Source organism: Bradyrhizobium erythrophlei, from assembly GCF_900142985.1.
Lineage (GTDB): Bacteria > Pseudomonadota > Alphaproteobacteria > Rhizobiales > Xanthobacteraceae > Bradyrhizobium > Bradyrhizobium erythrophlei_B.
Genome location: NZ_LT670849.1, coordinates 4,491,334 through 4,509,103 on the forward strand (window position 1 = coordinate 4,491,334; position 17,770 = coordinate 4,509,103).

The 17,770-nt window shown below is 62.1% G+C and carries 23 protein-coding genes; 20 read left to right on the forward strand and 3 right to left on the reverse strand.

The genetic code is table 11. The features are described from left to right. Positions 1 to 80: 80 nt before the first annotated feature. From BUA38_RS21005 to BUA38_RS38480, 18 genes are all read left to right on the forward strand, one after another. Positions 81 to 923, forward strand: coding sequence for an ABC transporter ATP-binding protein (locus BUA38_RS21005; RefSeq protein WP_072820848.1), 843 nt, complete (start codon positions 81 to 83; stop codon positions 921 to 923). 294 nt (positions 924 to 1,217) lie between these two features. Next, complete coding sequence (locus BUA38_RS21010; RefSeq protein WP_072820849.1) at positions 1,218 to 1,781, forward strand: YbhB/YbcL family Raf kinase inhibitor-like protein; 564 nt, start codon at positions 1,218 to 1,220, stop codon at positions 1,779 to 1,781. 182 nt (positions 1,782 to 1,963) lie between these two features. After that, positions 1,964 to 2,752, forward strand: coding sequence for an ABC transporter permease (locus tag BUA38_RS21015; RefSeq protein ID WP_072826293.1), 789 nt, complete (start codon positions 1,964 to 1,966; stop codon positions 2,750 to 2,752). Between the two features lie 189 nt (positions 2,753 to 2,941). Further along, positions 2,942 to 3,970, forward strand: coding sequence for an ABC transporter substrate-binding protein (locus BUA38_RS21020; protein WP_072820850.1), 1,029 nt, complete (start codon positions 2,942 to 2,944; stop codon positions 3,968 to 3,970). Then, positions 3,967 to 4,668 carry an NUDIX hydrolase gene (locus BUA38_RS21025; protein ID WP_072820851.1) on the forward strand — a complete coding sequence of 234 codons (702 nt, stop codon included), beginning with the start codon at positions 3,967 to 3,969 and terminating at the stop codon, positions 4,666 to 4,668. The genes BUA38_RS21020 and BUA38_RS21025 overlap by 4 nt, the downstream gene beginning before the upstream one ends. A 5-nt stretch (positions 4,669 to 4,673) precedes the next feature. After that, positions 4,674 to 5,684 carry a polyphosphate kinase 2 family protein gene (locus BUA38_RS21030; protein ID WP_072820852.1) on the forward strand — a complete coding sequence of 337 codons (1,011 nt, stop codon included), beginning with the start codon at positions 4,674 to 4,676 and terminating at the stop codon, positions 5,682 to 5,684. A 118-nt stretch (positions 5,685 to 5,802) separates the two neighbouring features. After that, on the forward strand, positions 5,803 to 7,044 hold the full coding sequence (locus tag BUA38_RS21035) for a GGDEF domain-containing protein (protein ID WP_072820854.1): 1,242 nt from the start codon (positions 5,803 to 5,805) through the stop codon (positions 7,042 to 7,044). A 108-nt stretch (positions 7,045 to 7,152) separates the two neighbouring features. Further along, a complete protein-coding gene (locus BUA38_RS21040) occupies positions 7,153 to 7,389 on the forward strand; it encodes a hypothetical protein (protein ID WP_072820855.1) in 237 nt (78 codons plus the stop codon). A 234-nt stretch (positions 7,390 to 7,623) separates the two neighbouring features. After that, positions 7,624 to 7,827, forward strand: a complete 204-nt coding sequence (locus BUA38_RS36830) for a hypothetical protein (protein WP_156898606.1) — start codon at positions 7,624 to 7,626, stop codon at positions 7,825 to 7,827. Positions 7,828 to 8,042: 215 nt separating this feature from the next. Next, positions 8,043 to 8,615, forward strand: coding sequence for a phasin family protein (locus BUA38_RS36245; protein WP_156898607.1), 573 nt, complete (start codon positions 8,043 to 8,045; stop codon positions 8,613 to 8,615). Positions 8,616 to 9,283: 668 nt separating this feature from the next. After that, positions 9,284 to 9,676 (forward strand): hypothetical protein, encoded by a 393-nt coding sequence (locus BUA38_RS38095; RefSeq protein ID WP_244553004.1) that lies wholly within the window; start codon positions 9,284 to 9,286, stop codon positions 9,674 to 9,676. Between the two features lie 5 nt (positions 9,677 to 9,681). Then, the gene (locus BUA38_RS21060; RefSeq protein WP_072820858.1) at positions 9,682 to 10,047 is read left to right on the forward strand and encodes a hypothetical protein; all 366 of its coding nucleotides are present in this window, start codon (positions 9,682 to 9,684) and stop codon (positions 10,045 to 10,047) included. A gap of 89 nt (positions 10,048 to 10,136) precedes the next feature. Next, positions 10,137 to 10,574: a hypothetical protein gene (locus BUA38_RS21065; RefSeq protein WP_072820859.1), complete on the forward strand. Its 438-nt coding sequence runs from the start codon at positions 10,137 to 10,139 to the stop codon at positions 10,572 to 10,574. After that, entirely contained in the window at positions 10,574 to 11,230 is a 657-nt protein-coding gene (locus tag BUA38_RS21070; protein WP_072820861.1) for an OmpA family protein, read from the forward strand. Before BUA38_RS21065 ends, BUA38_RS21070 begins: the two co-directional genes overlap by 1 nt. 177 nt (positions 11,231 to 11,407) lie before the next feature. Next, positions 11,408 to 11,536 (forward strand): hypothetical protein, encoded by a 129-nt coding sequence (locus BUA38_RS38475; protein WP_276328134.1) that lies wholly within the window; start codon positions 11,408 to 11,410, stop codon positions 11,534 to 11,536. A gap of 110 nt (positions 11,537 to 11,646) precedes the next feature. Beyond that, positions 11,647 to 13,206 carry a 2-isopropylmalate synthase gene (locus BUA38_RS21075; RefSeq protein ID WP_072820862.1) on the forward strand — a complete coding sequence of 520 codons (1,560 nt, stop codon included), beginning with the start codon at positions 11,647 to 11,649 and terminating at the stop codon, positions 13,204 to 13,206. Positions 13,207 to 13,469: 263 nt separating this feature from the next. Then, entirely contained in the window at positions 13,470 to 13,838 is a 369-nt protein-coding gene (locus BUA38_RS21080; protein WP_156898608.1) for a hypothetical protein, read from the forward strand. Between the two features lie 702 nt (positions 13,839 to 14,540). After that, positions 14,541 to 14,663, forward strand: a complete 123-nt coding sequence (locus BUA38_RS38480; protein WP_276328135.1) for a hypothetical protein — start codon at positions 14,541 to 14,543, stop codon at positions 14,661 to 14,663. A gap of 15 nt (positions 14,664 to 14,678) precedes the next feature. Here BUA38_RS38480 and BUA38_RS21085 read toward each other — a convergent pair whose 3' ends face one another. Beyond that, entirely contained in the window at positions 14,679 to 14,912 is a 234-nt protein-coding gene (locus BUA38_RS21085; RefSeq protein ID WP_072820866.1) for a GCG_CRPN prefix-to-repeats domain-containing protein, read from the reverse strand. A 357-nt stretch (positions 14,913 to 15,269) separates the two neighbouring features. Between BUA38_RS21085 and BUA38_RS21095 the strand changes: the two genes are divergently transcribed. Beyond that, complete coding sequence (locus BUA38_RS21095; protein WP_072820869.1) at positions 15,270 to 16,088, forward strand: outer membrane protein; 819 nt, start codon at positions 15,270 to 15,272, stop codon at positions 16,086 to 16,088. A 232-nt stretch (positions 16,089 to 16,320) separates the two neighbouring features. On the opposite strand, the gene BUA38_RS21100 is transcribed toward BUA38_RS21095, so the two are convergent. Continuing rightward, positions 16,321 to 16,509: a hypothetical protein gene (locus BUA38_RS21100; RefSeq protein ID WP_072820870.1), complete on the reverse strand. Its 189-nt coding sequence runs from the start codon at positions 16,507 to 16,509 to the stop codon at positions 16,321 to 16,323. Between the two features lie 557 nt (positions 16,510 to 17,066). Continuing rightward, positions 17,067 to 17,207 (reverse strand): hypothetical protein, encoded by a 141-nt coding sequence (locus BUA38_RS37585; protein WP_172806060.1) that lies wholly within the window; start codon positions 17,205 to 17,207, stop codon positions 17,067 to 17,069. 316 nt (positions 17,208 to 17,523) lie between these two features. Here BUA38_RS37585 and BUA38_RS21110 point away from each other — a divergent pair, with 316 nt between their 5' ends. Continuing rightward, complete coding sequence (locus BUA38_RS21110; protein WP_083587675.1) at positions 17,524 to 17,742, forward strand: hypothetical protein; 219 nt, start codon at positions 17,524 to 17,526, stop codon at positions 17,740 to 17,742. Positions 17,743 to 17,770: the final 28 nt, after the last annotated feature.

The following is a 17,770-nucleotide window of genomic DNA, read 5'->3' on the forward strand; positions in this document are numbered from 1 at the left end:
TACCACGTCACGGCCTTGCGTTGAACTTGTCGTTCGAAGGCGCTAAGGCTTTCCAAAAGCTCCAATCAAGGACATCCGGGGTGGAAGAGCCAAAATCAACCAACAAGACGTCCACGGCGGTCGCGCTGCAGGACGCCACCGTCGCCTTCCGCCTCGCCGAGGGACGCGTCTATACCGCGGTCGAGAAGGCCAATCTCAACGTGGCGCCGGGCGAGTTCGTCGCCATCGTCGGGCCTACCGGCTGCGGCAAATCGACGTTGCTCAACATCGCGGCAGGGCTGTTGGCGCCGGCTGCGGGGAGCGTGAAGATCTTCGATGCGCCGCTGTCGGGCCTCAACCGCCAGGCGGGTTATCTTTTTCAGGCCGATGCGCTGTTTCCCTGGAAAACCGCGATCGACAACGTCGCGATCGCGCTCGAAATCGACGGCACGCCGCGCCGCGAGGCACTGGAGCGGGCGCAGCGCTTTCTCGCCCAGGTCGGCCTTGGCGCCTTTTCCCTGCGCTACCCGCACATGCTCTCCGGCGGCCAGCGCAAGCGCGTCGGCCTCGCGCAGGTCCTGATCCGCGACCCGAAGATCTTGCTGATGGACGAGCCGTTCGGGCCGCTCGATGCGCAGACGCGCCAGATCATGGGCAATCTGTTGCTCGAGCTCTGGAGCGCCGACCGCAAGGCGGTGCTGTTTGTGACCCACGACCTGGAGGAGGCGATCTCGCTCGCCGACCGGGTGGTGATCATGTCGGCCGGTCCTTCCGCCCGCATCATCGGCGACTGGCGCGTGACGCTGCCGCGGCCGCGCGACATCACCGAGGTGAAGCTGACCAAGGCCTTCCACGACCTGCACCGGGAAATCTGGGACGCGCTGAAGGACGAGGTCATGAAGGGCTACGCCCAAACCACCAAAGAAATGACCGAGGCCAGCTGATTTCTCTTCGTCGTCCCCGCGTAGGCGGGGACCCATAACCACAGGCTGTCTTGGTTAAGGGAGGTCTTGCCACACCGCTTTTAGACGACAGAGCACGGCGTATGGGTCCCTGCTTCCGCAGGGACGACAACAGAGGATGTTCACGCCTTTGTCACGAGAGGGTCCGACGAGCAGGCGACCTTGATCTGGCCGGGGCGGCCGCTACACTCCGCGCGCCAAAAACGGCTCCCTCCAGGGAGCGCGCATAATCAAAGGCAACAAGGCTAATCAAGCCAACTATAAAGGGAAGATGTCATGTTCCTACGTGGATCAATTCTGGCCGGCGCCGTCTCGCTTGCGGCCATGGGCGTTGCTCCGGCCAAGGCGGACGGCGTGTTCACGCTGACCTCGCCGAGCTTCAAGGACGGCGAGCGGCTGGCGGTGAAGAACGCCGGCAACAACAAGTCCAACCCGAACTGCGTCGGCGAGAACGTGTCGCCGGCGCTGAGCTGGGCCAACCCCCCGGAAGGCACCAAGAGCTATGCGCTTCTGATGTTCGATCCCGAAGGCCGTCCGCCCGGCGGCGTCAGCCACTGGGTCGCCTATGGCATTCCGGTCTCCGTCACCGGATTCGCCGAGGGTGAAGTCTCCAAGGCGAGCGACAAGTATGTCGGCGGCACCAACCTGATGAAGCTGTCGAACTATTTCGGTCCCTGCACGCCTCCGGGTCCGATTCACCACTACACCTTCACGCTGATGGCGACCGACCTCGAGCCGACCGCGCTCGCAGCCGGCCTCACCCGCGACGAGGCGATCAAGGCGCTCGACGGCCACGTCAAGCAGGCCACCGGCCTGATCGGCACCTTCTCCAAGCCGTGAGTACACTCGATAGTCCCTCCTGTCCGGGAGGGACTATCGGATTTTCCGTCGTCCCCGCGCACGCGGGGACCCATAACCACAGTTGTCCATGGCGAGAGGCGGTTTCTGCCACGTCGCCCAATTGATAAGCCGCAGTTTATGGGTCCCTGCTTTCGCAGGGACGACAAAGAATTGAGATGACGATGCCCCGCGTGACGCTTCTTTCCCTGCAAATACTGGTCGCGGTCGTCGCGCTGGCGCTCTGGCAATTGTTCGCCACCGTGCCGATCTTCGGCCACATGGTGCTGCCGCCGTTTTTCTTCTCGACGCCGATTGCCGTCGGTAGCCAGATCATCGACTGGTTCGCGACCGGCGTGATCTGGAAGCACTTGGCGATCACGCTGTGGGAATCGATCCTGGCTTTTGCGATCGGCTCGTTCTTAGGGGTGGCGATCGGGTTCTGGTTCGCGCGCAAGCCGCTGGTGGCCGCGATCTTCGACCCCTATGTGAAAATGGCCAACGCGCTGCCGCGGGTGGTGCTGGCGCCGATCTTTGCGCTGTGGCTTGGCCTCGGCATCTGGTCGAAAGTGGCGCTCGGCGTCACGCTCGTGTTCTTCATCGTCTTCTTCAACGTCTATCAGGGCGTCAAGGAAGTCTCGACCACCGTGCGCGACAACGCGCGCATGATCGGAATGAACGAAGGGCAGTTGATGCGCCACGTCTATTGGCCGTCGGCACTGTCGTGGATGTTCTCTTCGCTGCATACGTCCGTGGGCTTTGCCGTCGTCGGCGCGGTGGTCGGCGAATATCTCGGATCGGCGGCGGGTCTCGGTTACCTGATCCAGCAGGCCGAAGGCGTGTTCGACGTTGCCGGCGTGTTCGCCGGCATGTTCGTGCTGTCGGCCTTCGTCATCCTGATCGACATCATCGTCACCATGGTCGAGAAGCGCCTCCTGGTTTGGCGTCCCAATGCCAGCGAGGCGAGGGCGTAGGGCACTGTGTCGTTCCGGGGCGTCCGAAGGACGAACCCGGAACCCATTTTTCCAGCGGCTCTGTTGCTAGATGGATTCCGGGTCTGGTGCTTACGCACCATCCCGGAATGACGATCACCTTCGTCTACTTCTCACAGCCAGCGCGCTGCTCTATCCTGCACGCCAACAGGACTTTCCCGGGAGGAAATCATGAAGACGATCGTCCAGAAACTGGCCGCGGCAACGCTCGCCCTCGCCATGATTTCCGCGCCCGCTCTCGCGCAGAGCAAGGTCACGATCGCGGTCGGCGGCGGCGCCTGTCTCTGCTACCTGCCGACGGTGCTGGCCAAGCAACTCGGCGAATATGAAAAGGCCGGGCTTGCGGTCGAGGTCGTCGATCTCAAGGGTGGATCGGATGCGCTGAAGGCCGTGCTCGGCGGCAGCGCCGACGTGGTTTCCGGCTATTTCGACCATTGCGTCAATCTCGCCGCCAAGCACCAGGAACTGGTGTCGTTCGTGGTCTATGACCGCTATCCCGGCGAGGCGCTGGTGGTGTCGCCGAAGCACACCTCGGAGATCACCTCGATCAAGGACCTCGCCGGCAAGAAGGTCGGCGTCAGCGCGCCGGGCTCCTCGACCGATTTCTTTCTCAAATATCTCCTGAAGAAAAATGGCGTCGATCCCGCAAGCGTGGCCGTGATCGGCGTTGGCCTGGGGGCCACCGCAGTCGCGTCGATGGAGCAGGGCCAGATCGATGCGCTGGTAACGCTCGATCCCACCGTCACAGTTCTCCAGGGCAGTCATTCGGACCTGCGCATTCTCTCCGATACCCGCACCGGCAAGGACACGCTGGATGTATTCGGCGGCGAGTATCCGGGCGGCGCGCTCTATTCGACGGCGGCCTGGATCGCATCGCACGACAAGGAAACGCAGGCTCTGACGCAGGCGATCCTCAATACGCTGGCCTGGATTCATTCTCATTCCGCCGAGGAGATCATGGCGAAGATGCCGGGCGAAATCGTCGGCAAGAACACCGAGCTTTATCTCGCCGCGCTGAAGAACACGATTCCGATGTATTCAGAGACCGGCAAGATGGACCCCAAGGGCGCGGACGCGGTGCTGGCGGTGTTCAGCACGGGCTCGCCGGAGGTCGCGAAAGCCAATATCGACGTGACCAAGACCTATACCAACAAGTTCGTCGAGCGCGCGGCGAAGACGACGGGTTCGAATGCGAAGTGACCTCGCCCCAGATCCATCGCATCGCGACGCTTGAATTGAAGGTTAAGCCCTTCGCATGGCCGTTCGCGCAAGCGCGGCGCAACGAGATCGACGCGCATTTCGCCGAGAAGCGGCGCGAGAAGCCGGAGATCTGGAACGGCCGCGTTTTGCTCGGGCGCAACGCGGTGCGGAGCCGCGATCATCTGAAGGCGGATTTTTTCGAGACAGATTTTGCGAGCTTCCTGGCGTGGCGCGACTGGGGCTTTCCGGATCCTGATGTCTTCAACGGCTTTGGCATGGGTGCGGTCAAATCGTCGGACGGCGCGTTTCTGCTCGGCGAGATGGGCGTTCACACCGCCAATGCGGGGCGCATTTATTTTCCCGCCGGCACGCCCGATCCCGATGACATCCGGGAAGGGGCGGTCGATATCGCCGGCAGCGTCGTTCGCGAGCTTGCCGAGGAGACCGGCCTGGGCGAATCGGACTATACGATGGACGGGGTTTGGACCTGCGTCTTTACCCGTGCTTCGATTGCGATGATCCGGATCCTGCGCGTCGCCGAGAACGGCGAGGCGCTGCAAGCGAGGGTCGAGGCTTATCTCGCGCGCGAGACCAGGCCGGAATTGCGTGCCGTTCATCTCGTGCGTTCGACTTCCGAACTTGTGCCCACGATGCCGCGTTTTGTCAGCGCGTTTCTTGAAGCTCAACTTCCTCCATAGGGGCCATGGGCAAGAAGGCCAGGCAGTCCAGAAAAGCAAAGAAGGCCAGGAAAGCGGCGAAGAAGGCCAGCCGGTCCGTGATCGCGCGGCTGAAGCCGTTCGTCGCCCCGTTCCGGTTCGACGGCAAAAGCGAGTTTCACCTCAAGTCGTACAGCACGGCGGAGAGGGGCGGCCTCGACAAGGACGAGGGCGAGAAGATCCTCGACGCCAACCGCAAGCGGCTCAGCGATCTTCAGGAACGGCTCTACGCCCAGGATAGCTGGTCGCTGCTCGTGATCTTCCAGGGCATGGACGCCTCCGGCAAGGACAGCGCCATCAACGGCATCTTCGAAGGCGTCAATCCGCAGGGCTGCGAGGTCACCTCCTTCAAGCAGCCGACCTCCCACGAACTCGACCACGACTTCATGTGGCGCGCCATGATCGCGCTGCCCGAGCGCGGCCGCATCGGCATTTTCAACCGCTCCTACTACGAAGAATGCCTGGTGACGCGCGTGCATCACGACCTGCTGGCGAAGGAGAAGATTCCGCGCAAGCTGATCAGTCCCGCGATCTGGCAGGAACGCTTCGCGGATATCACCGCATTCGAGCGTTATCTGTCGCGCAACGGCACGGTGGTGCTGAAGTTCTTCCTCAACATCTCGAAGAAAAAGCAGCGCGAGCGATTTCTCGACCGGCTGGAGCAGACCTCAAAGAACTGGAAGTTCTCGATGAGCGACGTGACCGAGCGCGCGTTCTGGTCGCGCTACATGGCGGCCTACCAGGACGTCATTCGACACACCTCGACGGGCGATGCGCCCTGGCACCTGGTACCCGCCGACCACAAATGGTTCGCCCGCGTGGTGATCGGCTCGGTGATCGTCAGCGCGCTGGAAGATCTCAACCTGCGTTATCCGCGCGTCGACAGCGCCTCGAAAGCCGAGTTCGCCAAAGCGCGAAAGGCGCTCGAGGATGAACGCGACATCGAGGAAGCAAGGCGCCGGCGGCCGGCCAAAAAAAGCCGGTCAGTAAAAATTTAGGCAAGAGCGCGAAAAGCCCGTCCAGGCGCCGCTCTCCGCAACGTGATGACGCTGTGTAAGTACAGATTAACAATATCGCAGAACCATTTCGCAAACCTTCCGCCTTACTTGTTCACGCATGGGATACGAGGCAGGACATAGCGCGAAGCTGGACGCGTGTGAGCAGGACCGGCTCGCCGCGCTGGACCAGTATGACGTGCTGGATACTCCGCCCGAAGAAGCGTTCGATCGCATCACCCGCCTGGTTCGCAGCATCTTCGGCGTCTCGATGTCGACGGTGACCCTGATCGACGGCCATCGCCAGTGGTTCAAGTCGCAACAGGGAATGCCGAACGCCGAGACCGAGCGCGCGCCCGCGCTCTGCAACGCGGCGATCCACCATCCGCGTCCGCTCGTCGTGCCGGATACGTTGCAGGACAGGCGATTTGCCGACAATCCGTTTGTCGTCGGCGCCCCGTTCATCCGCTTCTACGCCGGCGTTCAGCTTCGCTCGCCGGAAGGGCACGCGATCGGCACGCTGTGCGCGATGCACGACCAGCCGAAGACATTCGATAATGCGCAATTGGCCATTCTCGTCGACCTCGCCAAGACCGTCACCAGTGAACTCGAACTACGCACGGTGGCGACACGGGACGCGCTGACCGGCGCGCTGTCGCGGCGCGCGCTGCGCGAGGAGTGTTCGCGGGCGATTTCGCTCGCCCGGCGGCATCGCTTCGAGCTTGCCTGCATCTTCTTCGACCTCGATCATTTCAAGAACATCAACGACACCCATGGCCACGGCACCGGCGGCCAGGTGCTGCGGGCCTGTGTCGAGGCCTGCCGCGGCGAGCTGCGCTCGACCGATACCGTCGGCCGTTTCGGCGGCGAGGAATTCGTCGTGCTGTTGCCGCATACCGGCGCCCAGGCGGCGATGGCCGTCGCCGAAAAAATTCGCGGGGCGATCGCGCGCTGCCGGGTCGAGGCCGAAGCCGGGCCCTTGCGCGTCACCGCAAGCTTCGGCGTCGCCGCGCTCGATGGCGGCGATCTCGACGTCGACCAGCTCGTCAAGCGCGCCGATGCCGCGCTCTATGCCGCCAAGGATGGTGGGCGCAACAATTGCCAGATGTGGCAGACGGTCGAGGAGGTCAATCCCGGCCTGCTGCGGCGCGTCTTGAAGGCCGGCCAGATCACCTTCAATGGCGGCCGTTCGACCATCGAATGCACCATCCGTGGGCTGTCGCGAAACGGCGCCATGTTGCAGGTGATTTCGACCGCCGATGTGCCGGATCGCTTCAAGCTCGGCGTGCTGTCGGATGAACTGTATCGGATGTGCAGGATTGCGACCAAGCGCGACACCCAGATCGAAGTCGTGTTCGAATAGGCGTGATTTAAGCGCACCGAACGCCCGCCTATTGGCGATTTTCCCTTGCCGAGAACAGTTCTCTGGGATCAAATCGGTCCGCGTTCAACATTTCCCCGGGGAGATACAATGCTTAGAAAAATCATGCTGGCGGGTCTGGTCGTCGCATTTGCCGGCGGTGCGGCCTTTGCGCAGGATGCGAGCTGCGATGCCAAGGCGGTTGGCAAGGACGGCAAGCCGCTCGCCGGCGCGGCCAAGACGTCCTCGATGAAGAAGTGCTGTGAGGCGGCCGCGGTGAGCGCGGATGGCAAGAAGCTTTCCGGCGCTGCCAAGACCTCTTCCGTCAAGAAGTGCATGGGCGCCTGATCGCGCAGTGCGCATTCTCGGATCGAGAGCCGCTCTTCGGGGCGGCTTTCTTTTTGCGCTTTGAAAATCGAGTTCTGCGATGCGGCATACGTTGTCGAAAGAAACTCGCAATAAATAAGGCTGGCGCTCCCCGGTTTTGCCTTGTTCGACCAAGGAAGCGCCCCAATAATCCCAAAAAACCGACGCCTCATGTGGGTAGCTAATGTGTTTGGCCCATCATGTGAGTGAGTAAACATGGCGCATCAAAATCCCTCAACGAGCTCGGAAGACGGACTGGCATCCCTGGCTCAGCCGATGGCACATGAGGCTGAGGAACGTTCGGAACAGCTTCAGGCGCAGCTCAAAAGCTCGGAGCGGTTGATCGAATATTATAACCAGGTCGTTGCCGAGATCCGCGCCTCGCTCGAGCGGATTGAAGAGAGCGACAAGGCATCCTGAGGAACTCAACTCTCGAATAACGTCCCATTGGCCTCCTCGATCCCAAGAGATTTGAGGGGGCCAATTGCTTTTGCGCGGACTCGAATCGCGTGCGTGTTGCATCTCCACATCAACGCCGCGCAACGAACAAGGCGACACCGCGTTTCAAACGCAATCAGGGCGGACTTCTGACTTTTAGTGATCGCACGACAACTACACGTGAACGGAGTGTGATCATGCCGACGATTCAAGAAGAAAAGCGCACCAAGCCGCGTTCGCGCAGCCGCAAGGCGGATCAACGCAGCTCAAAGGGCGGGCAGAAACAGGTCGAGGTGAGGGCGGAGGCGGACCCCGTCAGCCCGATGGTCGCGGAACCCGAGGCGACGGAAGTCCAGGTCGTGGAAATGGAAGCGGTCGTGGTTGATGTCGCGCCGGTGGCAGTGATGGAGCCCGTGATTGCAACGGAGCCCGTGGTTGCATTGGAACAGCCGGAACCAACGGCGTTGACCGGTGAAGTGCTGCCGCCGGAAGTCCTTCGGCCCGCGTCTCAGGTAGATGGTTTTCAGGCGATCGCGCAGGCCTATGGCGAATACTCCAAAAAATCGTGGCTTAACGGACGCTTCCTGATGGAGCGGCTGATCGCGGCACGCACGTTCGACGAGGCGATCGAGATCCAGGGCGAATTCGCCAAGCAGGCCTACACCAACTTTCTCACCCAGTCGGAGCGGATTTGCGGGCTCTACGGCGCGTGGACCCAGCAATTCTTCAGGCCGCTTGAAAAACTCGCAACCGGCTGGCCCCGCAACTAGTTCGGCCGCTCGGAACTCCGCATCACCGTTGCCTCCGGTTCGCGATGCGGACATTTGAGCCAAAGCCACACTGGATCATTTGTCTGCTGGCGTCCTTTTAATCGGGCACGCGTCCTGCGTGGTGCAACCAGGCGTGGATGATCTGCCACTTGTCACGCCGGCCCGGGCGGAAATCCAATAGCGGCGAGCTTCTGTCCTGAAGCTCGCAAAAGAATTTCAGCGTATCGCGGGCGGTTGGCGTTGTGGGATCGATCGGCTGGGCCTGGAGCCAACGATCCCATTCTTGAAGCACCTGGGACTTCCACTGATCCTGTCGCATCGAACGCGCGTCCTTCTGAAGACGTGATGAGACCCCCTTTTTGACAAAAAGGGGCCCGGGTGGTTCGCGCTGGTCTTTTGGGAGCAGGTTTCTTGCGCGATCGCTCGGGGAGAGCGATCCGGAAAGTGCCCGACGCCGCCGTGCCGGTGAACACTTTCAAACCCACTATGCTCAGGAGGGCTTAACCGTTTCTAAATGCGTCTGCATGGATGTCAAGCGATTGGTCCTGATTTGGCACCATTCGCTAGACCGGTGTGGTTTTTCGTCCTCGCATTGTCTCTCATTGTGCCACTGGCGCTTTGAATCTAACATCGATTCCAACATCGCGTGCCCAACGAGATCGAGAGAGATGCCGAAAAGCCTTTGCAGCGGCCTTGTCCACATCCCTGGCCCCGTGACGCGACGTCTGGGTGTCGGTTTGGTGACAGCGGCGTTGGTATTCGCGAACCTGACCGGTGTTTCGACCGTGGCTTCCGCCAGCTACAAAGCGGCTCAGCCGGTCCCGCTCGGTGCGCCGCTTACCTTCGGCATGAGCCCGGACGAGGTTTCGGCCGTCCTGGGCGTACCCTTGAGTTACGTGCGCGGCAGCCGCGGCAACGAACTCTTGCTGGCGCTGCCGAACGTCAAGGGCAGCGCGCTCACGATCCGGAGCGACGGGCTTTATTTGCAGTTCCGAAGGGGAAGGCTGAGCGGATGGAAGGGCGATTGGGGAACGGCCAGGCCGCCGTTCGTGGGCTGGTGAGTGCGATGAGCGTGAGAGCCGCAGTTCTGTTGGCGGCCTTGGCGGCCACGATCGCCGGCGCCTCGGCGCAGACCTATGGCGAGGGCCGCCGCTACGGCAACGGCAATACCGCGAGCTTCTTCTTTTACGACAACCGCGACGACCAGCGCGATTTCCCGACCAATGGCGTCTTCCCGGGCAACTTCGCCGCCAGTCCGGTCTGGGCGGGCGTCGGCGCGGCCGGATGGCTCGGCGGCAACCCGCAGCATCAGAACGCGCCCTATCCGTCCCAGAGCTATACCGTCAACACCCGCGGCTATGTCACCTGTCCGCACACCCGCGTTGAGCTGGGCGCGGACGGGCGGCGCTATGTGCGCTGCCTGACGCCGTAACGATCGCCGGCCGGCCCCGGCGATTAAGCACAGCTTGCGCCCTATTGCGGTCTTGACGGTCGCGGACTGCATCAGGTCTGATTGGCGCCATGGTCCGGGCTTTCTCACGCGCTATTCTGGCCACGATTGTGTTGGCATCGGCTTCGTCTGCGAGCCTTTCCGCGCCGGTCGAAACCCAGAGCTTCGAAAGCTCGACGACAATCCTGGCGGAAAGCTGTGGCAAGGACATCGAAGCCAATTGCCTTGGCGTCAGTCTCGATGCGACGCGGCTCAAGGAATGCCTGTCCCGCAATCAGGACGTCGTCTCGGCGCAATGCCGCGCCGATTACAGCAGGGCGTTCGACGCGATCAGCAAGCGCATTTCCGCGCGCAGTGCGGTCTGGAAGGCGTGCGACCGCGACAAGCAGAAGATCTGTGCCGAGGCGCAAGGCAAGCCCGGCGAGACCATGGCTTGCCTTTTGAAAGCGCCGACCAAGAGCCTGGGCTGGGGATGCAACCAGGCGCTCGGCCAGGCGGGGTACCGCTGATGGCGGCCCGGCGGCTTGTCCTTCTAACCATGGGCTGGCTTGCGATCGCGGTCTTCCCGGTTGCGGCGCAGGAAGCGCCGTCCGCGGAGACCATCATCGCCGCGCTCGCCAGGCTCGAGGCGCCCTCCGATATCGAGGTGCCGGCGCTGCGCCAGCAGGCGGCCGATCGCGTCAAGGCCAAGACCGATCCCATCGCGCTCAAGCGCCCGCCGATTTCGCGGGAACTGACCAAGCTGCCGCATATCGACCTCGACATTCAGTTCAGCCCGGATACGCCGGTGATCCGCCCGGCCTCCTACCGCACGATCGCGCGCCTCGCCGATGCGCTGACCAATCCGGCGCTGATGTCTTACGTCTTCCTCGTCGTCGGCCACATGGATGCCAACGGCCGGCGCGACAACAATCTCTTGCTCAGCCAGCGCCGCGCGGAAGCGATCCGCGACGCGCTGGTGACGACCTTCAAGGTCTCGGCCAAGCGCGTTCACGCGGTCGGTCTCGGAGAGGAGCAGCTGCTGGACGCCAACAATCCCAAGGCTGCGGCCAACCAGCAGACCCAGATCGTCACGCTGCGCGAGGTCGAGCCGGTGACTCCCAGCGGAAGCGCCAAACCGCCGGACACCCATGCCAAGAAATCCTCGCGCAAGGGCAGCAAATAAGGCCAGCCTGCCCGCTGCGCCTTCGCGGATCGATCCACAAAAAGGTCAACCCCGCTGACCATCTTTTGGCGTTGCGGGGGTCTGCCGAACTCGTCTAGAACAGGCCATTAGCGGCGATCTTCGGAAACCTTGTGTCAATGGTTTTGCCCGAAGGTTGGCTGCAAATAGGGTCTGGCAATGCTGATTCGCGGCGAAATCATCGAGGTTCAGGGGCAGGCGGCCATCGCCATGGCTCCCGGCTCGATTTCGCTTGCGCCGCCGCCGGCCCTCATTCTCGGCGGGATTCTGCTTCTTATCGGCCCCTGAGGGCCGTCTGGGCGATTGCGCCTGGGCACTCAGGGGTTTGTAGCGATAGCAACCGAGAAACCCTTTAGCGCTCACCTGACATGGCGCGACCGACCCAAAGGAAGTAGCAGATGACCAAAGCCGAAAAGTCCGAAAAGGACCGCGTCGTTATATTCGACACCACCTTGCGCGACGGCGAACAGTGCCCCGGCGCCACCATGACCTTCGAGGAGAAGCTCGAGGTCGCCGAGATGCTCGACGACATGGGCGTCGACATCATCGAGGCGGGTTTTCCCATCACGAGCGAAGGCGACTTCCAGGCGGTCCGCGAGATCGCCCGCCGCTCCAAGAACGCGGTCATCGCCGGTCTCTCCCGTGCCCATCCCGACGACATCGACCGCTGTGCGGCCGCGGTGAAATTCGCCAAGCGCGGCCGCGTGCATACGGTGATCGCGACCTCGCCGTTGCACATGCGGGTGAAGCTCAACAAGACGCCGGAGCAGGTCCTGGAGACCTCGGTCGCCATGGTCTCGCGCGCGCGCAACCAGATCGACGACGTCGAATGGTCGGCCGAAGACGGCACGCGTTCGGAGATGGATTACCTGTGCCGCATCGTCGAGGCCGTGATCAAGGCCGGCGCCACCACGGTCAACATCCCCGACACCGTGGGTTACACCGTGCCGGAGGAATACACCCACTTCATGCGCACGCTGATCGAGCGGGTGCCGAATTCGGACAAGGCTGTGTTCTCGGTTCACTGCCACAACGACCTCGGCATGGCGGTCGCGAATTCGCTCGCCGGTGTCGCCGGCGGCGCGCGCCAGGTCGAATGCACCATCAACGGCATCGGCGAACGCGCGGGCAATGCTGCGCTCGAAGAGATCGTGATGGCGATGCGCGTGCGCAACGACAAATTCCCGTACTGGAACAGGATCGACACCACGAAACTCACGGCGGCGTCGAAACTGGTCTCGGCCGCGACGTCGTTCCCGGTGCAGTACAACAAGGCGATCGTCGGGCGGAATGCGTTCGCGCATGAGAGCGGCATCCATCAGGACGGCGTGCTGAAGGACGCCTCGACCTACGAGATCATGAAGCCGGAAATGGTCGGGCTGAAGCAGTCGTCGCTGGTGCTCGGCAAGCATTCCGGCCGCCATGCCTTCGTGCACAAGCTGGAAGAGATGGGCTACAAGCTGGGCGCTAACCAGATCGAGGACGCCTTTGTGCGGATGAAGGCGCTCGCCGATCGCAAGAAGGACATCTACGACGAGGACATCGAGGCGCTGGTCGACGAGGAGATCGCAGCCTCGCACGACCGCATCAAGCTCGCCTCGCTGACGGTGATCGCCGGCACGCACGGGCCGCAGCGCGCGACCATGAAGCTCGACGTCGACGGCCAGATCAGGATTGAGGAAGCCGAAGGCAACGGTCCGGTCGATGCGGTGTTCAACTGCATCAAGCGGCTGGTGCCGCACGAGGCCAAGCTCGAACTCTATCAGGTGCACGCCGTCACCGAAGGCACCGACGCGCAAGCCGAAGTGTCGGTGCGGCTCGCCCATGAGGGCCGCTCGATGACCGCGCGCGCCGCCGATCCGGATACGCTCGTGGCATCCGCGAAAGCCTATCTCGGCGCGCTCAACAAGATCGTCATGAAGCGCCAGCGCGACGTGCCGGCGCAGGCGGCGGGCTAGGTAGCGAACGTCAAACCCGCTCCACTAGCGACAACCATCGCTCACAAACTGCCTCGAACGAAAAGCCCCGGACCTGTCCGGGGCTTTTTCGATTCGGCACCTCACGATCTGCTCACGATCGCTCACGACGGCTCGCGAACGACTCACTTACTCGTTATCTCAAGGTGAAGTCTGGAACGGGAACCGGCGATGTAACGTTTTCGCGCAGCCCAGAGGCGAAAACGCCCGGGTCAAGGGAGGGGAAAACCCAACGGAGAAACAAAATGAACCCAGCAAGAACTTCGATCGCTGCCACGGCTTTCGCGTGTGCCGCACTCTTCTCGGTGGCGAGCGCCCAGGCCGCCGCCGACCACGCGCATGCCGTGAAGCATGTCGCGGCTCACCACCATCATCATCACGCGCGCGGTCCTGTTGCCGCCGGCGCCGATCTCGCGGCCGGCGCATTCGACACGGCCGGCGTGGTGGCGGCTGGTGCAATTGGCACGGCGGGCGCGATCGCGGCAGCGCCGTTCGGCACGGGACCCTATGCAGGCAACGGCTATTACGGGTCGAGCACCTGGGGCGACTTTGATTGCAGCCCCGGTTACGCCGGCTGCCGTCCCTATGCGACGAAGGACTGGAGCAAGCCGTAAGCGCGCTTCCCGGCTGACAAGACCATGAGCGAAGAGGCGGCCGCGATGGCCGCCTCTTTTGTTTTCCGATATACCGAAATCGGTACACCCAATCGTAGATGCTCCTACGCCGGCAAAGGCATGCTGCGCTACGCGTGGTGAGCGAAAGCGCGCGGGCCGGCAGAGCAGACGGTGCGAGTCCGTCCGGATCTCAAAGCGTGCAATTGGGAAAATGAAAGACTTAACGATCGGTGACCGGCAGGCGCGTCATTCTGGAGCGACGTATTAAATTTGTTATGGAATGACCGATAACCCTCCATGCCCTCAATCTGCGGCTGACGCCGGGGGTTGGGCGGCGGCCCCGCAGTGTTCTCAGCACGGCGGGGCCGTTCGCAAGGCTACTGCAATCCTTCGATGTGAACCCGAGCTTTTTCAACTTTCAGTTCTTCGATCGGAATGTGCAGGCTCTTGATACTTCCCTCGTCGGCGACGCGGGTACACAAGCAGCGATAATGATCAATTTCCTTGTCGATCTCTGCGCACCGCCAACACATCGTCTGCTCCAACCTTCGCAAGACCAACCGGCGGCGTTTGGTTGAGTTCCTGCGCGATGCATTCTGGATGGGCAGCGTGCTTCCGAACTGGCCAACGATGGGCTGACCAAAGAAGTGTGCACTTGTGCGCACAATCTGTTTTTAACCGCCGCCTTATATGATGACGGTCATGTTTAAAGGTATTTTTTCAATCGTGGTTGCAGCCTGCATTCTCTATCAGGCAGACCAGTATCTGTACGACGGCCGCCACGCAGGCGCGATTTCATCGCTGGCGTGGAGCTTCGTGCGCTGATCTGGCCCGTAGAGTTCAATTGGCGGGAAGGCAGGCCCGCGCGTGCCTGTGCCAGGAATAGCGCTGGCTGCAGGGCGGCCGCGGCTGCGCGCCTGCCGGGCATTCGTTCCAGCCGCCCGCGCCGGCCTCCCAGCCATTGACCACGCACGCACCCGCCATCGTGCTGTGACAGCCCGGACCGCAATCGTCCGCCGCTTGCGCCACGCCGACCAAAGCAGACACCAGCATCGCCGCCGCCAGAAATCTCATGTCGTCCCTCCCGCTTGAAGATCGTTGACTGCGACTCTGCCTAACTCGCAACGTGTCGAGGAGTTCCCTCGCCAGCGGACGATCGCATATTTCTCGAATCGCGCGCCGCGAAATTTCCGTGACGGGCGAACGAAGCGCGATGCGCGCAAGAATCCCGTCATTCGAATGGTGGACAGGCGCAATCCGCAACGTCATGCGAACGACGGAAATTTGCGGATGAACTCACAAAAACTGTTCTCTTTCTACAACGCCGCGCAACGAAGCGTGGGAAGCTTGCAGCATGTTTGTGATCATCTTCGCGCGGGCAGCTAAACGCCTCTGGCTCGAAATAAACCTTCTTCGTTCCCTGAGGAAAATATGCGCTACGTGAATACAAGGCTTCTTCTCGCCGCGGCGATCGCTTCGCTTGGCCTGAAGACCGCTGCGTCGGCTGCCGATCTGCCGGCGCGGACCTATGCCAAGGCGCCTGAATACGTGCCGCAATGCGCCTGGTGCGGATGGTACATCGGCGTCAACGGCGGCGGCGCGTGGGGTGATCGCACTGGGGACATCCGCGGTTTTTCGAGTGACTTTACTCAAGTGGTCGCCTTTGGCCTCACGCCGTCCCAGCTTGGGGCCGCGCACAATGGCGGCTTTGGCGGCGGCCAGTTCGGCTATAACTGGACAATGAGCAATTGGGTCGCCGGTTTCGAGGCGGACATTCAGGGAAGCGATATCGGTAGTACGAATACGATCAATTTTGCAGCTATCGCTCTGGGACCGACAGCTACAAGCGTTTCAACTAGGCGCGACCATATCGATTGGTTCGGAACGGTGCGTGGCAGGCTCGGCGTCACATTCGGTACCATTCTGTTTTACGGAACGGGTGGTCTCGCTTTTGGCGGCGCCCAGAGTTCTGTCGGTAACGCGATTCCGGCCCTCGGCGTCAACTTCACAGGTAGTTCGAGCGACACGCGCTTTGGCTGGGCGGCCGGCGCGGGTCTCGAGTGGATGGTCGCGTCGAACTGGAGCCTGAAGGCCGAGTATCTTCACGTCGACCTCGGCAGTTCGAACGTCACCATGACGGATCCGCTATTCTCTGGACCCGCTGCTACCTACCGCTTCCACCACGAATTCGACTCGGCGCGCATCGGCGTGAACTATCATTTCGGCGGACCGATCGTCGCGAAGTACTGAGCTTCGCGCTTTCAAAAAACAAAAGTCCCCGCCGTCGTGAACCGGCGGGGACTTCGTTTGGGTGGATGTCACGAGGCTATGAGGGGTTCGCGCGAGGCGCCCCATAGGTGTCGCTCCAAGGACCCGCAACCAAAACTAGCGCAGCAATGTGGTTCCCGCGCGGCTGTATTTTGTGCAGGCGGAGATCGGCGCGCGGGACGGAGATACCGTCGCGCGCCGTTGATGGCGGTCGTTATCGCGAAGCCGACGGTCCTCCTGCGACGCCCCGGAGCGGCAGCATCACCGGCACATGCGGAGCCGAACTCGTGACGCGCGGCGCGCCGTCGGCGTAGGTCGGCAACGGCTCGTCGCGGCCCTTGATCAGGGCTTCGAGGAAGAGAAAGAATTTCTCCGACAACATCTGATGGACTCCGTTGTTCATCAATTGGATGGAATCCTGCGCCCGCTCTGTTTCATTCCTGTTTCGCGCAGGCAGCCAAATGGTTTCGCCGGCCCTGGCGCCGGCCTACCGCCGTCACAAGCCTGTGAGGGGGCGGGACGATTTGGTCCGGGGAAGCGCCGTGCCGGAACCTGCGAATCGTTACGGCGTTACCGCTACGGGCCATCGCCTGACTGACGTGCCGGTCTCCCGGCATCTGTCAGGCGGAAATGATCAGCATCAAGACGCGGCGGGGAATGCGGGCGCTGCCCCCCCCGATCCGCTTGGGGGGACCTGCCAGAAATGGGAATCAGCTCCGGCAAGCAAACCGAGGACGAGATACCTCCTCGAAGGCTGCCTTGCCCGATATGCGGAATGAACATGATCGGCGCGGCAACGGTCGGGCAAGGCACGCAGAAGCACGAATGCCTGCGCTGTGGCCACCGGGAAGAGCGCGCAAGCGACGAGCCGAACAGGCGGCGCTAGCGCTGTGTAGCGGCGGTCGCGAATCCGCCGCTGGCGAGACGTCGCCTCAGCCCTGTCGCGTCATCCTTGTCGTTTCATCCCTGGCGGGAAAAAAACTTCAGGACGTCTTCGACCATGAGGTAGCCGGTAACGTAGCCAAGCCCGGCCAGGATCATGAGGGCGATTGCCAACCAGACCCACAAGGGCATGGGTTCGCGCAGCCCCGACGGTTTCATCGCAAACCTCCCCAACCCCGGCACCTGCCGATCCAATCCTCTCGCATGTGATCTGACAACAGTGACCGAACGTCGCGGCGATGCCGTCCACCGCGATCGTGACGCCGACGTCGAGGATATCCGTTGTGGGATCTCGCGTGGCCTGCCGCCGCCGCCGATGTGATTCGAGCGGTGCATTTTTGAATCGATCGCGATTAACCATGAAGCCCCGACATGGCCGCTGGCTTCTTCATGCAAACATGTCAGGGGAATCGGTGGCCACGCTGCATTGCGTTAACGGCCGAAATTAGAAACAGTCGTTTTGCGGAAGTGCCAATTGCAAGGATCGATAGTGTCGGAGTCCGTCAGGTTAATCGTTAACGCCTACGTTCAGCTCAGAGATCGCCAGGCGATCGAACAGCTTCGCGAACATCGGCGGCTGTTGCGCGAGAAGCTCCAGGCGATCGCCGGGGGCGATTTTGATCCCAGCCGCTCGCTTCGCCTGATCGACAGCGATCTGAGCGAGATCGACGCAGGACTTGCGCGGCTGCAATAGCCGGGCGACGCCATGCCGCGTAAGCCAT

Bases quoted from the DNA above. Each gene is read 5' to 3' on its own strand.
- BUA38_RS21010 (WP_072820849.1), top strand. From the start codon at position 1,218: ATGTTCCTACGTGGATCAATTCTGGCCGGCGCCGTCTCGCTTGCGGCC.
- BUA38_RS21015 (WP_072826293.1), top strand. From the start codon at position 1,964: ATGCCCCGCGTGACGCTTCTTTCCCTGCAAATACTGGTCGCGGTCGTC.
- BUA38_RS21020 (WP_072820850.1), top strand. From the start codon at position 2,942: ATGAAGACGATCGTCCAGAAACTGGCCGCGGCAACGCTCGCCCTCGCC.
- BUA38_RS21030 (WP_072820852.1), top strand. From the start codon at position 4,674: ATGGGCAAGAAGGCCAGGCAGTCCAGAAAAGCAAAGAAGGCCAGGAAA.
- BUA38_RS21035 (WP_072820854.1), top strand. From the start codon at position 5,803: ATGGGATACGAGGCAGGACATAGCGCGAAGCTGGACGCGTGTGAGCAG.
- BUA38_RS21040 (WP_072820855.1), top strand. From the start codon at position 7,153: ATGCTTAGAAAAATCATGCTGGCGGGTCTGGTCGTCGCATTTGCCGGC.
- BUA38_RS36830 (WP_156898606.1), top strand. From the start codon at position 7,624: ATGGCGCATCAAAATCCCTCAACGAGCTCGGAAGACGGACTGGCATCC.
- BUA38_RS36245 (WP_156898607.1), top strand. From the start codon at position 8,043: ATGCCGACGATTCAAGAAGAAAAGCGCACCAAGCCGCGTTCGCGCAGC.
- BUA38_RS38095 (WP_244553004.1), top strand. From the start codon at position 9,284: ATGCCGAAAAGCCTTTGCAGCGGCCTTGTCCACATCCCTGGCCCCGTG.
- BUA38_RS21060 (WP_072820858.1), top strand. From the start codon at position 9,682: ATGAGCGTGAGAGCCGCAGTTCTGTTGGCGGCCTTGGCGGCCACGATC.
- BUA38_RS21065 (WP_072820859.1), top strand. From the start codon at position 10,137: ATGGTCCGGGCTTTCTCACGCGCTATTCTGGCCACGATTGTGTTGGCA.
- BUA38_RS21070 (WP_072820861.1), top strand. From the start codon at position 10,574: ATGGCGGCCCGGCGGCTTGTCCTTCTAACCATGGGCTGGCTTGCGATC.
- BUA38_RS38475 (WP_276328134.1), top strand. From the start codon at position 11,408: ATGCTGATTCGCGGCGAAATCATCGAGGTTCAGGGGCAGGCGGCCATC.
- BUA38_RS21075 (WP_072820862.1), top strand. From the start codon at position 11,647: ATGACCAAAGCCGAAAAGTCCGAAAAGGACCGCGTCGTTATATTCGAC.
- BUA38_RS21080 (WP_156898608.1), top strand. From the start codon at position 13,470: ATGAACCCAGCAAGAACTTCGATCGCTGCCACGGCTTTCGCGTGTGCC.
- BUA38_RS38480 (WP_276328135.1), top strand. From the start codon at position 14,541: ATGTTTAAAGGTATTTTTTCAATCGTGGTTGCAGCCTGCATTCTCTAT.
- BUA38_RS21085 (WP_072820866.1), bottom strand. From the start codon at position 14,912: ATGAGATTTCTGGCGGCGGCGATGCTGGTGTCTGCTTTGGTCGGCGTG.
- BUA38_RS21095 (WP_072820869.1), top strand. From the start codon at position 15,270: ATGCGCTACGTGAATACAAGGCTTCTTCTCGCCGCGGCGATCGCTTCG.
- BUA38_RS21100 (WP_072820870.1), bottom strand. From the start codon at position 16,509: ATGAACAACGGAGTCCATCAGATGTTGTCGGAGAAATTCTTTCTCTTC.
- BUA38_RS37585 (WP_172806060.1), bottom strand. From the start codon at position 17,207: ATGAAACCGTCGGGGCTGCGCGAACCCATGCCCTTGTGGGTCTGGTTG.